Raw genomic sequence first — 13,786 nt, 5'->3', positions numbered from 1 at the left:
AGAAAATGAGCTTTATAGAAGCAATCAAGGCAAAGGCAAAAGCGCAGAAAAAGACCATAGTCCTGCCAGAGACAAGCGATGAACGCACGATAGAAGCAGCGATTTTGGTGCTTAAAGAAGAGTTTGCAAATATTATCCTACTAGGCGATAAAGAAGAGATCCTAACAAAAGCAAGAGAACTAAATCTAGCAGAAATCTCACAAGAACAGGCACTAGCCTACCTTGAAAAAGCCACTTTCATAAACCCCAAGGAATCCAGCCTGCTAGAAGAATTTATCGCACTTTTTGTCGAGCTACGAGGGCAAAAGGGGATGGATGCCACCAAAGCGCGTGAGCTTTTGCTCGGAGATAAGCTGTATTTTGGCGCAGCTCTAGTGAAATCCAGCAAGGCTGATGGTATGGTTGCAGGGGCGATCCACGCGACTTCTGATGTCTTGCGTGCGGCGTTGCAGATTGTAGGTACGGCAAAAGATGCAGCGGTTGTATCAAGCTTTTTTATAATGGTAATGCCTGATAACACCTATGGGGAAAATGGGATTTTAGTGTTTTCTGATTGTGCGCTATGCCAGAATCCAACGCCACAAGAGCTTGCTCATATTGCAATTTCTAGTGCGAAGAGCTTTCAATCTGTCATTAAAGCTACGCCTTATGTAGCAATGCTTAGCCACTCCACCTATGGCAGTGCCAAACACGATGATGTAAGCAAGGTTGTGCAAGCGACAAAGATTGCCAAAGAGCTTGCCCCCAATATTGCCATTGATGGAGAGCTGCAGCTTGATGCAGCCATTGTCCCAAGTGTGGGATCTTCTAAGGCAAAAGGCTCAAATGTTGCTGGCAAGGCAAATGTGCTTGTCTTTCCCGATCTTGATGCAGGTAATATCGGCTATAAGCTTGTCCAGCGGTTTGCTAAAGCTGAAGCGTATGGACCTATCTCACAGGGTATGGCAGCTCCTATCAATGACCTATCAAGAGGGTGTAGCGCACTTGATATTGTCGGCGTAGTCGCACTAACCGCACTCCAAGCACAAAGCTAGTGTGCATAAATGCGGCACTAGATTCTAGCCCTTAAAATTGCTTGAAAATCTTTTGAGTATCAAGGGTTAGGGTGAGCATTTGAGAGAGTGCGAATTGCCTATCAAAGTTATAAAATGCAAACCCGACATTGAGCCGCAAAAAGTCGTCTCTATACTCATAATAGGCATTTATGCGATTAAACGATGAGGCTTGGTAAAAGGGTAGCCCATTATACACGCTTTCTCCATACTCCCCAAAATACCGCATTTGTGGCTTGCCAAAGTAATAGCTCTCCTCTATGCCAAACCTTTTATACTGCAAGCTTGCCCTTATCTCTCCTCCACTACCGACATAGAAATCCCCAAGCCCACTAGCTCGTCTCTTGCGCTCTAGACTTCCTAAAGCCACTATGCCAATATCTGCTTTTTGCAAGTGCTCAACGCTTACAAACTTCGCAAAATCCACCCCAAAAGCCACTTCATACAAAATCTTATCCAAAAGCTGTGTATTTGGCAAAAGTGGGTTGGCTGGGTTTTTGCTACCATCTGCGCTAAGGAGCTCTTCATTTTTGATGTGATAAATAAGCCCATTTGCGCGCAGATAAAGGAAGTGCAGCATAGTAGCTTCAGCATGCGCTAGAGCGTAAAACTCATCATATCTCTTGCTCAACCCATACCAATCAAACACAAATTCCCCTCTAAGAGCTAGTAGCGCACCTTTTGTGTGGATATTAAGTGCTAGCCCATTGACATTTGGCGAGAAAAACAAAAAATCTGGGCGGAAGAAGCTAAGCGGATAATGCCCTTTAAGTTTTGTGCGCGGAAAAATTCCCATCAAGCTTCCAAAGCCTTCATTATTATACGCATAGTAAGCAGTAACATTTGCCTTTGTGGGGAAAGTGCGTGCGCCCATATTTTGTAGCACAAAGCCCCCAAGCATCAGCGCGTGCTTGTGATTGATCCCAAGTCCTATCTCTGGGCTAAGACGCAGGGCATAGAGTGTGCGCGCAGCCCAAAGCGCACTATCACCCTCTAAATTATCAAGGTAGGAGTCAAAGCCAATTGAAGCACGCGGATCAAGCATTGTTCGCGCTGGATTCTTGTATGTGATGTTAGTGAGCTGCTCTGGGGCTATTTGTCTGCTAGATTCTATCTTTTTAGATTCTAGAGACTCATCCAAATCCCTAGGATCATCATCAAGCAAATGCGCACCAAAGCACACGCTAATATAACACAGCAGCCCCAAACATACTCGCATAAAATCTCCTAAATACAATTATGGAAGTAGCATTTTAGCGTAATTTGCTATAATCTATGGGCTGGTTTAGTGGTGGCTGCTCCTTAGCATAGGCTTAAGGGGAGGAAAGTCCGAGCTACAAAGACAGGATTCCATTTAACAAATGGCTAGGGTAACCTAAGGGAAAGTGCAACAGAAAAGAACCGCCTAAACATAGATTCTGGCTCTAGAGCTAGAATCTATGTTTAGGTAAGGGTGAAAAGGTGGGGTAAGAGCCTACCGGAGCCTAAGCAATTAGACTCGCTATGTAAACCCAATCCGTAGCAAGAAGAGCGTGGTAAATGTCTTAAATTTTGCTCTTTGCTTGAGATATATTGTGAAATATATCCTAGATAAATAGCCACCCTTGACAGAACTCGGCTTATACTAAACCAGCTCCGTACACAATCATTGCCTTTATGCGCTACACTTCACTAGACCATTTCGCTATATGGATAATTTTATGCAACAATATCGACTAGAGAATCTCGATTGCCCAAATTGTGCTGCCAAGCTAGAATCTGCCTTGCGCAAAGCGCAAGGCATAGGACAAGCACGAGTAAATTTCGCCACTAGCACTTTGCAAACTGATTGCAATGATATACAAAAGCTTCAAACACTCATCACGCAAGTAGAGCCACAAGTGCGCCTATCACACCTAGAAGAGAGACGATCAGCACGCAAATTTCTTAGTATTGAGCTATTTGTCTTGCTGGGGTTAATTGCTGTGTTTCTTGCAAGCTTAGTAGTAGAGTATGCACTACTTGCACCGCTAGAAAGTGCTAGGCAAAAAGATTATGAATCCTACAAAACTATGCTATGGCTAGGGCATATTGTGCTGTATATCATCGCAGGCAAAGAGGTGTTCAAGCGTGCCTTGCGCAATGCTAGGCGCAAGGAGTTTTTCAATGAAAATGTGTTAATGATCGTAGCTTCTATTGCAGCTTTTATCATCGGGGCAAGCGAAGAGGCAGTTGGGATTATGCTCTTTTTTTGCGTAGGGGAGTATTTGCAAAATGCCAGCGTGCGCAAAGGTATGGAGTCTATCAACGCCCTAGCCAATCTCACCCCACCAAAAGCCCATAAAATCCACAACAAAAAAACTATTGATATAGCAGCACAAGAGCTTATGCCAAATGATAAAATCATCGTGCTTGCTGGAGAGATGGTGCCAGTGGATTGCGTATTGCTTGATGAGCTAGCTAGCTTTGATACAAGTGCCATTAGTGGAGAATCTCTTCCCACTACAAACAACCAAAATACTGAGATTCTAGCAGGATCGATTGTCTTACATTCCCCAGCAAAACTACGCGTCTTGCGCCCCTACCACATAAGTCAAATTGCCAAGATCAACGAACTCATCGCAAATGCCACGGCAAAAAAGGCGAAGACTGAGAGTTTTATCACCTCTTTTGCCAGATATTACACACCCATTGTATTTTTTGCTGCTTTGTGTATCGCCTTTGTGCCACCACTTTTTGCAAGCAACGCCTATAGCCAGAATCTCTATGAATGGGCGTATCGTGCAATTGTTGTGCTTATGGTAAGCTGCCCTTGCGCGCTTGTCATCTCTGTGCCGCTTGGGTATTTTGGCGGGATTGCTGCTTGCTCAAAAGTTGGTGTGCTACTTAAAGGCTCAAGCTACCTAGAAGCCCTAAGCCAGCTTAGTATGCTAAGCTTTGATAAAACAGGTACGCTGACAAAGGGTGTGTTTAAGGTCGCAGAAATTGTGCCTGAAGAAGGCGTGAGCAAAAGAGAGATTCTAGGCTTTGCTGTGTGCGCGCAAAATCTCTCAAGCCACCCCATAGCTCAATCAATCAAACAAGCCTATATGGATATAGCACACACTCATCATATCAGCGAGTTTGAAGAGTTTTCTGGGCTTGGTGTGCGCGCGGTGTGTGATAGCAGAGAGATCATCGCAGGTAATGACAAAATTTTGCATAAATTTTCTATCCCGCATAGCACTTGCGATATAGATGGCACGATTGTGCATATAAGCGTAGATAAACGCTACCTAGGCTACATCACCATCGCTGATGAGCTTAAAGTAGAATCTAAACGCGTGATAGATGAGCTAAAGCGACTACATATCACGCCAATTATGCTAAGTGGCGATGGGGAGTATCCTTGCAAAATCGTAGGCAAGCAACTCTCTATCGCTTATCACAGCGAGCTTCTACCACAAGATAAAGTAGCACTTTTTGCAAAGCTTAAGGCGCAAAGCAGAGGGAAGGTCGGCTTTGTGGGTGATGGGATCAATGATGCGCCCACACTCGCACTTGCCGATGTGGGAGTCGCTATGGGAAGCGGAAGCGATCTCTCGCAACAAAAAGCTGATATTATCGTGCTTAATAGCTCGCTAGACTCTCTCTTACAAGCCATCAAAATCGCCAAAAAGACAAAAACCATCATCTACGAAAACATTGCCCTAGCACTTGGGATAAAGGGGCTATTTATCATCTTGGGTATTTTTGGGGCAACAAGTATTTGGGAGGCAGTGTTTGGCGATGTGGGTGTGGCACTGCTAGCGTTAGCAAATGCTATGCGCACGATGACAAGTGCCAACAAACTTGCCAGCTCACAGAGCCATAAGTAAATCTTATCTAGTCCTTCTTCGCTCGCTGCCACGCTGGACTATCATAATCAACCACCTCATCGCTTCCACTTGCGCGCAACAACGCGGTAAGATCCATTTGGAGAGTTTCTTGCTGTGCTTTAGCCGCTGGCTGCTTGACTTCCTGATGCGGCGTTTGATGGGAGGTAGTTATGTTTTTTTCAAACCCTGTGGCAATCACCGTCACACGCATAAAATCTAATGGACGACTCTCATCACAATTTGTCCCCCAAATAATATCCGACCCATCAGCATCGGCGACTTCGAAAATATAGCTTAATGCATCTGCTATCTGGGACAATGGGTAATCAGGGTGTATTTCAAAATTCATAAGCACACCTCTAGCTCCGCTTATAGAGAGATTGTCAAAAAGTGGAGATTCTATAGCATTGCGCAAGGCATCTATGCAAGCATTTTCTCCAGAGCCTTCACCTACACCCATAAGTGCCAGCCCCTGATGCTTCATAACACGAGTCAAATCAGCAAAATCCACATTAATATCACCAGCACCACAGGTCAAAATCACACTTGATATACCATTAGCCGCACGCGCCAACACATCATCAATATGACGGAAACTCTCTCTTAAGCCGGTATTCTTCCCAATAATCGATAGGACCTTATCATTAGGGACAACAATAATAGAGTCGGTGATTTTATTAAGCTCATCAAACCCTCTTTGTGCAGTTTTTGCACGCTTTGAGCCCTCCATAACAAAAGGCTTAGTCGTAACAGCAACAGTCAATGCCCCCAAGTCTTTAGCAATTTGTGCCACCACAGGAGCCGCCCCCGTGCCTGTCCCACCACCAAGTCCAACACACACAATCACCATATCCGCTCCACTCAAAGCCTGCTTAATCTCATCGGCACTCTCTAGCGCAGCTTTTTTGCCTACCTCATCATCTGCCCCAGCACCCAAGCCACTTGTAAGTCGTTCGCCCAGCTGAATTTTATTTGGCACTGGGCTTACACTAAGGTGCTGATAGTCGGTATTTGCCACGATCAAAGTAAGATCTTGGTATTGGTTATTGTGATGTAAATGCGCCACCATATTTGAGCCACCACCACCCACACCAACAACAATGATCTTCGCCCCTTTTGTCTGCCTAATTTCTTGAACTTCTATGTGGGTATCTTGCATCGCACTTCCTTTCTAAAATAATTTCTCTGCAAACTTGGTGAAAGCTTGCTTTGCCTTGCTAAGAGAAAACTCACCCTTGCCTCGATTCGCACTTGGTATGCTTGCCTGGCTTCTTGCTCCTTGTGCGAGATCTTCCTTGAGATTTGACAAATCCGTATCTAAGATATTTTGATAGTCGCGATTTGGAGCGTATGAGTTTGACTGCGAGAAAGCTGGCAGTGCATCTTGATTCTTGGTCTCTTTATGACAGATCTTCATCATTGAATCGCGCTCATAATTTGTGCATTTACCAGCCCCATACCAAATCAATCCAAGCACCGTGGAATACGAAGGATCTCGCAACTCATCATAAATCCCGGGCATTTCAATAGTTTTTGAAATCCTTGTAGGCATATTGTGGAAAAACACCTTTGCAAGATCACGGATGCCCTGCATATTCATCATTCCGCCTGTTAGAACAATTCCCGCACCAAGCCTATCCTTAAGCCCACTTTGATCAATATATCGGGTGAGCACGCTAAAAGTCTCTAGAACGCGCGCTTTAATTACTTCTTGTGCCTTAGCCAGCTCGACAAAATGCACCGCCTCATCTACGCCCACAGATGGCACTTCAATCATTTGATCACCTTGCATCTGATCACCTGTCTCACCATCGCTTTTTATACCTAAGTCTCCATAACGGATTTTGACCTCTTCGGCAGCAGAAATCTTTGTATTTAGCGTTATGGCAAGATCGCTTGTAATATGATGCGATCCAACACCAAAGAAATTGTTATAGCGCATAGCATTGCCATCGTGGATCATAATCTCACAAGTGCTTCCACCAATATCAATACACGCCACGCCTAGGTTCTTCTCATCATCACTAAGTACAGCAATTGAAGAAGCATAGGAAGCTAGCACGATATTTTGTATCTCAACGCCAGCTAGCTGAATTGTCCTGCGCAGATTCTCTAGGCTTGAGTGCTGCGCTGTAACAATATGTGCAAATACCTCAAGCCTGCGCCCAGTCATACCCATAGGATCTTCTATGTGGTCTTGCTCATCAAGGCGGAATTTATATGGAAGCACATGAATGACATCAAATTCCTGTGGGATTGAGGCATTATAAACAGCATTATTAAGTGCCTTACCAATCTCCCGAATAGTAATTTCATTTTCTGTAACATTATAAACACCAGAGCTCAATACACTCTTTGTATAAGCACCAGAGACAGAGACAATGGCTTTGTTGATAGATTCTGTCCCCTCAGCCTGACTCTTTGCCTCTTCCACTGCAGCCTTGATAGCCTTGCTTGCCAAGTCGATATTGACAACCAAGCCTTTTTTAAGCCCCTGTGATCGATGCCTACCTACGCCAATAATGTGCGGCACACCATCGCGCACGCTAGCGATCACGGCACAGATTTTGCTGGAGCCTATATCAATGCCCAAAATCGTCTGATCCAAACTATCCTCCTACACCTAAATAAACTTCTTAACCCTATAACGCTGCTCCAAGAAGTTGAACACAAGTCTTGTCATAAGCTCCATTTTTACCTGATTGACAAGCGCACCCACATAGCTATCTGCAGAATCCATAGGCGACACCGACTGCGAAACAATCCTAAACAAAAACGCGTTTTCGCCAATTATAGCATAATTTGCACTTTTATGACTATCAAAGATATACTGCAAAAGCCCCATAGATGTATAAAAGTCAAGGCTACCAAGCCTATATTGCTGCTTGGAAATCTCTGATTGCGTAGGGAATCTCGCTACAACCTTTTGCCCTTTAAAAGTCCCAAGTCGTGCTAATGCTAGCTTATGAAGCTCTTTTAATCGCTCACTCTTACTATACTCTTCTTGGATTTGCGCGCGCACTTCATCAAATGGATATGGCTTAGGCTGGATCTTCTCCAATATTTTTAATGTGATAAAGTCATCACCCAAGGGCATAGGCTTAAGCACACTACCCGTAGCGCTAGAATCTAATGCTTGAATAATCTCCTGACTGTATTCACTAGAATCTTGTGTGATTATCTGCTCTTTGCTATCAGCTTGCTGTGATTTTTGTAGCTTAGAATACTCCTTAAGTGCGGCAACTCGTGCCTTTTGCTGCTGCAGGGCTAAAACGACTTGGGGTTTTATGGATTCTGGGATCTCTTTGCTCCCTTGAGTAATGTAGTTTTGCTCATAGAATTTTTGTAGCTCTTCTTCATCATAGACCTGAGACTTTGCTAGAGAAACAACCATCTCCACCTTATAGCTCGCTGGCGTTTGATAAGAATCTTTATGTTCTTCCCAAAATGCCTTGAGTGCGCTCTCAGTATGGGTGATTGCCACGCTTGCTCCATGGATCACTTCCAGCTCTACAATATCCTGCATAGCAAAGCCAAAGCTCAAAGCACTGCGCTCAAGCGGCGTAGCTGGCAAGGGCTGCTGTGTGATGATTTGCGGGAGCAAGAGTCCTAAAATCTTATGCGTGAGAAGCTGCTGCTGCACTTGCTCTTCAAAATACTGCTTGGTAATCCCATTAGATGCGATAAATTGGTCATACTTCTGCAGATCAAACACCCCATCTGTGCGAAAAGACTCATAATCTCTCCCTGAGCTAATCTCTTTAGCAATCTCCTCATCACTCACGCGCAAGCCTAGATCTAACGCGTAATTACGAATAAGTGCATTGGAGATAAGATTGTTTAAAACATATTGATCAAGCCCCATTTCCTTAGCTTGCGCTTCATCTAAAGTGCCTCCTTGCTGGTAGTTGCGACGATCAAATTCATTTTGATACGCTTGGGCAAACTCTGCCTTGCTAATATTTATCTGCCCCACTTTTGCCACAGAGTTTCCAGAGAGAGAGTAATCATAAACTCCCCAAGCAAAGCCACCAGCACCGATAAATGCTATCGTGCTAATCCAAATAGTAACCACAAGCCATTTTTTGTGCTTTTGCATCCATTCAATCATTCATCCATCCTAACCACACAAATAAAGCACGATTGTAACACAGAAAACCATTATCCACAATAACGCCACCCCACTTCATAGCAAAGTCTTGCCCAGCACCATAAGTGTGTTGCTAATCTTGCTAGAGACAAACTTTGAGATATTGTGCCAACCCCTAAACATATTTGCGAGCTTTTTGTGATTTAGATGTTTATGTAGGTGGAGATTAATTTTAACAAATATTGTTAAGTCATAGTGCGATACATAGATGGAGCTAGTGCTTATGCCCAAGCCCATACCAATAGAAAAAATTTAACCACAAAACTACCATCACTTTAGCAGATAGATGGGTAATTTTGCAACCGCATAACAAATAGATTCTATGTGTAGAAGTGAGCATTAAAGCTTTAGAAGCAAAACTGCACAAGCAATTATTTATTTTGCTGTTTATTTGTTTGCGTATCAATAAGCAATCGCTAAAATTTTTATATGATAAAAATTGTTATGCAAGCACGGATTCTTTGACAATTATGCTTCCCATATATTCTAAATCCATTTTCACACTTCTGTAATTACGCCACCTAGTACTGACTAGAATCTAAACTCTAATTTTTGCACCCCAAGTCCTGCACCTAGCCAATACAAGGCAAAGATTCTAAACTCTAGCTAGCCCCCAGCACTACTTTTTTAAATTCGTTTTGAAACTCCACTTGTTTTTCTTTATCGCCAACACTAAAAAACCCAAGCCCTCTTAGCCTTAGATTCTTGGCACTCTTGTCCTTTTCCCTCACCCCTAAAAGCTCTCTCTCTAAATTTAGTAAAACCCTCTCTTTCCACTCATCCTTAGATTCTAGCTGCTCCCCCTTAGCCTCTATCACACACTCAAATAGCACTTCCCTGCTATCATCACTTACACCAAAAAACACAAAATCTGGGTTAAACCCCCTAATCTCCCCCATACTATTCTTACCAAAAAGCTTAAATTCACTAAAGCATTCATTGCGTATCACACACCAGTGTTGATACTTTGCATCAAGCTCCCCTGCGTAGCCGTTGATAAAGTCTAAAAACTTCTCTTCATAGCTAGAATCCTTTAGCATTTTGTCATACACTAGCCATTGATATTTGCTAGATTCTAGCACTCTCTCACTCCATAGTTCTCTAGCTTTTAGTGTAAAATACTTTATACTAAAGTTCTCTATTTTCCACTTTGTAGTACTTGTGTTTAGAATCTCTTTCAATCTCCCCGCTATAAAAAGTGCAATATGTAGTTGCGATTTTCTGCTAAATTCCTGTCTTTTGTGGAAACGCACTTCAAGTGTGTATAAATGCTTATCTATAAACTCCCCTTTACTTGCCACTTCACGCAGATTTTTAAGCAAATCAAAGCCTATACCCTCCTTATTCATAGCTTTTAGAAACGCAGCTTTGCTGATAGATTCTAAGCTTTTTGTATTAAATGCATCTTCTTTAAAATCCTGCTTTTCATAGACTTCTACTTGCGATTTTTCCGTGCTATTTAATAGTGGTATATGCAGTGTGCTTATCGTTGTTTTTATATCTTTTTCTATTTTCTCACTAAACAAATGCTCATCTTGCCTAAGCTTTCGTATATCATTACTCATTATAGGGAGGAGCAGATCCTCATCTTGCTGCAAGGTTTTCGCAGAATCTTTTGAGTTATGTATAGCAAACTCCCTTGCAAGTGCGAGTGCCTTATCTTGTGGGTTTAAAATGTAGCGAGTCCTTTTATCTTGTGCTGGTGTGCCTTGATTGTCTAGCTCTTTTTGCAAAGCGGCAATATAGCCACTCTCATTAAAAGAATGATAGCTTAAAGCTTCTAGTACTTCTAAATCGTGCCGCGATTCATCAAATTTCCGCTTATCTTTCGCATACTCTTTAAAGCTAAATGGATAATACCTTGCCCCCCGCCCTATAAGCTGGGCATTTTTAGTCGTGTTTTTATCCTTTGTGGTATCAAGTCGCACAATATCATAGAGATTTAGCACATCCCAGCCCTCATTAAGCTTATCTACGGCAAAAATCACACGAAAAGCATTATCTCTAGATTCTAGAGTATTTATTCGCTTTTGATTGGCATTTAAGTCCTTTTCATCATTCATATTTATGCAGTAGCTTTTATCAAAACTAGCCTTTATATGCTCTACTACTTTGAACGCATAGTTTTCAAGCGCCTTTTCAAAATACCCCTTTGCTTTTTGTAATAACTCCTCCCCGCTAGAATCCACTTTAGCAAAAAAGCTCTCAATCTCTTTAGAATCTAGCCTATCTAAAAACTCATAAAAGCCCTTTTCATTCTCTTTTGACTTAGCAATGCTCCCACTTTTAAAGAGTATCACAGGCTTTAGCCATACATTAAAATCCCTCCCCACAAGCTGCCTAAAAAGGCTCAAAACACACGCTCCTAAATACAGCTCCTTTAGCCCCCTACTCTCATATTTGACTAAAAATATTTTCTTACTATATTTATCGCTATAAAACTCCTTTAGTGCATATTCATAGATAATTTTATCTCTATATTTTTCTAGCACGCTCTTATCTTTTGGGATAGTCGCACTAAATTCTAGTAGAAGGTTTTCTTTGTTTTGTTTCAGGGCATTTTTTATTGTGCTCTCCCAGTTTTGCTTCTCTTCTTCTTGCTTTTTAGTTAGCTTACTTTTCGTCTCTGTGTTTAGATGATGTGCCTCATCGGCAATAAGCACGAGTTTTCTCCCTGCTAAATCCGCAAGAGTTAAGCTATTTTCCCTCTCTTGTGTAAGGAGTGAGTGTAAGCCCTGTATCGTGCTAAAGCTTATATTAATGCTCTCACCATCACACGCGCTAAAGTTCTCTACACTCTTTATCTCCACGCGTTTAGAATCTACAATAATCTCTTGCTTAAAAAGATATTTACTACTTGTCTTATCGCAAAAGTTATCCCTTGTCTTTTCCACAATCTCACTAGAATTTACAAAAAACACAAACTCCCTATATCCCCTTTTATACAAATCAAGCATTAAAGCTGCCATTATTAGCGTTTTGCCACTGCCTGTTGCCATATTAAACATTAGATGATTTGTATTAGGTCTTTGCCTTTGTAAAAGATAGTGCTTTAAGGCTTCTTTTTGATACTCTCTTAGCTCTTTGCTTAGATTATCGCTTATATAGCTTGGGACTTCTACACTTGCATATTTTAAAGCGCTTTGTAGCTCTTCACTGAGTTTTTGTGTATTTTCACTCATTATTTTCCCTTTCTTTTATCATTGCAAATGGCTTTTATCGTCGTTGCGAGATTTTGCGGTAGCAAACCGCGGTAATCCACCCTTTCACTCATCATCATCCCCATAAAAGATTCTATTTAGCCTCTTTAGCTCTTCACTTACCCCATACTCACTATCTTCCATATCCGCATAGGGGACATAGTCCATATTAGAATCCAAAATCGTGTATAAAACCTTTAGTTTTTCATCAAGGCTTAATGCGTGAAATTCTTTATCTTGTAGCATTGCTTGTATATCCACTCGATAATCTACAAAGGCTTTAGACTCTAGCTCTGTGTAAAGCTTTTCTAGGTCTCTTTCTATTGCTTTGTCATTGCAAGACTTATCGCTAGATTTTTCGTGGCAATCTATACCAAAATCTACTTTTTGATTATGGATTGCTTCACTCGCTTCACTCCCTCGCAATGACAGAGAATAAGCTTCGTTTTGCAATGATAATATTCTCTCTTTATACACCGCATTTAAAGGCATTAACTCAGCATACACAAAGCTTCCGCCGCCACTCCAGCCTACAGCTTTGCTAACTCCACCTTGCTCGCCTTCAATTACCTTTTTTAATCTCTCTTTGGTGATGGATTCTATATAATCCATCTGCTCAATTCCTATATAGCGTCTTTTCATCTTGTGAGCAACTGCTAAAGTCGTCCCACTACCAGCAAAAAAGTCTAAGACTAAGTCGTTTTCGTTTGTAGAGATTTCGATAATTCTTTGAAGTAAGGCTTCGGGTTTTGGTGTGGCAAATAAATCATCTTTAAAAATATATTTTAATTCAGTTTTAGCAGTTGTAATAGAACCTAAATCTATAAAAATACTAGATTGTATCGCTGTATTTTTATCATAGTCTTTTTCATATATCTTTAATCTAGGAACATTTCCGTCTTTAAAATATAATGAAACTTCTCCATTTATAAATTCTTCATATGTAAATTTCCAATTTCTTTCACAAATTTCACCATTTGGTAATTTTATTCCAAAAAAATTAGTTTTTGATTTTTGATTAGGACTAGCTGCATTTGAACTAAACCAAGCACCATTTGGATCATTATCCAAGTTTTCAAATTTCATAGAATTTTCTAATTTATTAAATTTTAAATTTAATTTATTTTTAGCGTAAATTAAGATAAATTCGTGTTCTTTTCTTATAAATTTAGATTGTTTTAAAACACTAGAAATAGAATTCCAAATTCCGCACGCTACAAAATTCTCCCTACCAAAAATCTCATCCATTAGCACTTTTAAATAGGCTTGCTCGTTATCATCGCATTGCACAAATATCACCCCATCTTCGCTTAAAAATTCTCTTGCAATTTCAAGGCGATTTTTCATAAAGGTTAGCCAGGTGCTGTGGTTAAATCTATCGTTATAGTTAAAGCTATCATTACCAGTGTTATATGGAGGATCAAGATAAATAAGCTTTACCTTACCATAAATATCTTTTCTCTTTTTAAGTGTGTGGAGCGCTAGGAGATTGTTACCTTTGATGAGTAGGTTAGCACTTATGCTTAAGCTATCTTTAAGCTGCGGTCT

The 13,786-nt window shown here is 41.3% G+C and carries 8 protein-coding genes and 1 other RNA gene; 3 read left to right on the top strand and 6 right to left on the bottom strand.

Annotated elements, in window-relative coordinates:
• Positions 1-5: 5 nt before the first annotated feature.
• Positions 6-1,034 (top strand): phosphate acetyltransferase, encoded by a 1,029-nt coding sequence (gene pta, locus IKB69_RS04840; protein ID WP_290946688.1) that lies wholly within the window; start codon positions 6-8, stop codon positions 1,032-1,034.
• A 31-nt stretch (positions 1,035-1,065) separates the two neighbouring features.
• On the opposite strand, the gene IKB69_RS04835 is transcribed toward pta, so the two are convergent.
• On the bottom strand, positions 1,066-2,271 hold the full coding sequence (locus IKB69_RS04835) for a hypothetical protein (RefSeq protein ID WP_290946686.1): 1,206 nt from the start codon (positions 2,269-2,271) through the stop codon (positions 1,066-1,068).
• Between the two features lie 60 nt (positions 2,272-2,331).
• Between IKB69_RS04835 and rnpB the strand changes: the two genes are divergently transcribed.
• Both rnpB and IKB69_RS04825 read left to right on the top strand, forming a co-directional pair.
• Positions 2,332-2,690, top strand: an RNA gene (gene rnpB, locus IKB69_RS04830) — RNase P RNA component class A.
• Positions 2,691-2,752: 62 nt separating this feature from the next.
• Positions 2,753-4,888, top strand: coding sequence for a heavy metal translocating P-type ATPase (locus IKB69_RS04825; RefSeq protein ID WP_290946684.1), 2,136 nt, complete (start codon positions 2,753-2,755; stop codon positions 4,886-4,888).
• Between the two features lie 7 nt (positions 4,889-4,895).
• On the opposite strand, the gene ftsZ is transcribed toward IKB69_RS04825, so the two are convergent.
• From ftsZ to IKB69_RS04800, 5 genes are all read right to left on the bottom strand, one after another.
• Entirely contained in the window at positions 4,896-6,047 is a 1,152-nt protein-coding gene (ftsZ, locus tag IKB69_RS04820; protein ID WP_290946681.1) for a cell division protein FtsZ, read from the bottom strand.
• Positions 6,048-6,059: 12 nt separating this feature from the next.
• Entirely contained in the window at positions 6,060-7,496 is a 1,437-nt protein-coding gene (gene ftsA / locus IKB69_RS04815; protein WP_290946679.1) for a cell division protein FtsA, read from the bottom strand.
• A 15-nt stretch (positions 7,497-7,511) separates the two neighbouring features.
• Positions 7,512-8,999 carry a peptidylprolyl isomerase gene (locus tag IKB69_RS04810; protein WP_290946677.1) on the bottom strand — a complete coding sequence of 496 codons (1,488 nt, stop codon included), beginning with the start codon at positions 8,997-8,999 and terminating at the stop codon, positions 7,512-7,514.
• Positions 9,000-9,640: 641 nt separating this feature from the next.
• Positions 9,641-12,220: a DEAD/DEAH box helicase family protein gene (locus IKB69_RS04805; RefSeq protein WP_290946675.1), complete on the bottom strand. Its 2,580-nt coding sequence runs from the start codon at positions 12,218-12,220 to the stop codon at positions 9,641-9,643.
• Between the two features lie 84 nt (positions 12,221-12,304).
• A partial coding sequence (locus IKB69_RS04800; protein ID WP_290946672.1) for a site-specific DNA-methyltransferase occupies positions 12,305-13,786 on the bottom strand: 1,482 nt, incomplete at its 5' end.

The organism is Helicobacter sp. (assembly GCF_017502485.1).
GTDB lineage: Bacteria > Campylobacterota > Campylobacteria > Campylobacterales > Helicobacteraceae > Helicobacter_B.
The sequence above is the reverse complement of the archived record's forward strand: the minus strand, read 5'-3'. Positions and strand labels throughout refer to the sequence as shown.

Coding starts and splice junctions, on each gene's coding strand:
- IKB69_RS04805 (WP_290946675.1), bottom strand. CDS start 12,220: ATGAGTGAAAATACACAAAAACTCAGTGAAGAGCTACAAAGCGCTTTA.
- IKB69_RS04835 (WP_290946686.1), bottom strand. CDS start 2,271: ATGCGAGTATGTTTGGGGCTGCTGTGTTATATTAGCGTGTGCTTTGGT.
- pta (WP_290946688.1), top strand. CDS start 6: ATGAGCTTTATAGAAGCAATCAAGGCAAAGGCAAAAGCGCAGAAAAAG.
- IKB69_RS04825 (WP_290946684.1), top strand. CDS start 2,753: ATGCAACAATATCGACTAGAGAATCTCGATTGCCCAAATTGTGCTGCC.
- IKB69_RS04810 (WP_290946677.1), bottom strand. CDS start 8,999: ATGATTGAATGGATGCAAAAGCACAAAAAATGGCTTGTGGTTACTATT.
- ftsZ (WP_290946681.1), bottom strand. CDS start 6,047: ATGCAAGATACCCACATAGAAGTTCAAGAAATTAGGCAGACAAAAGGG.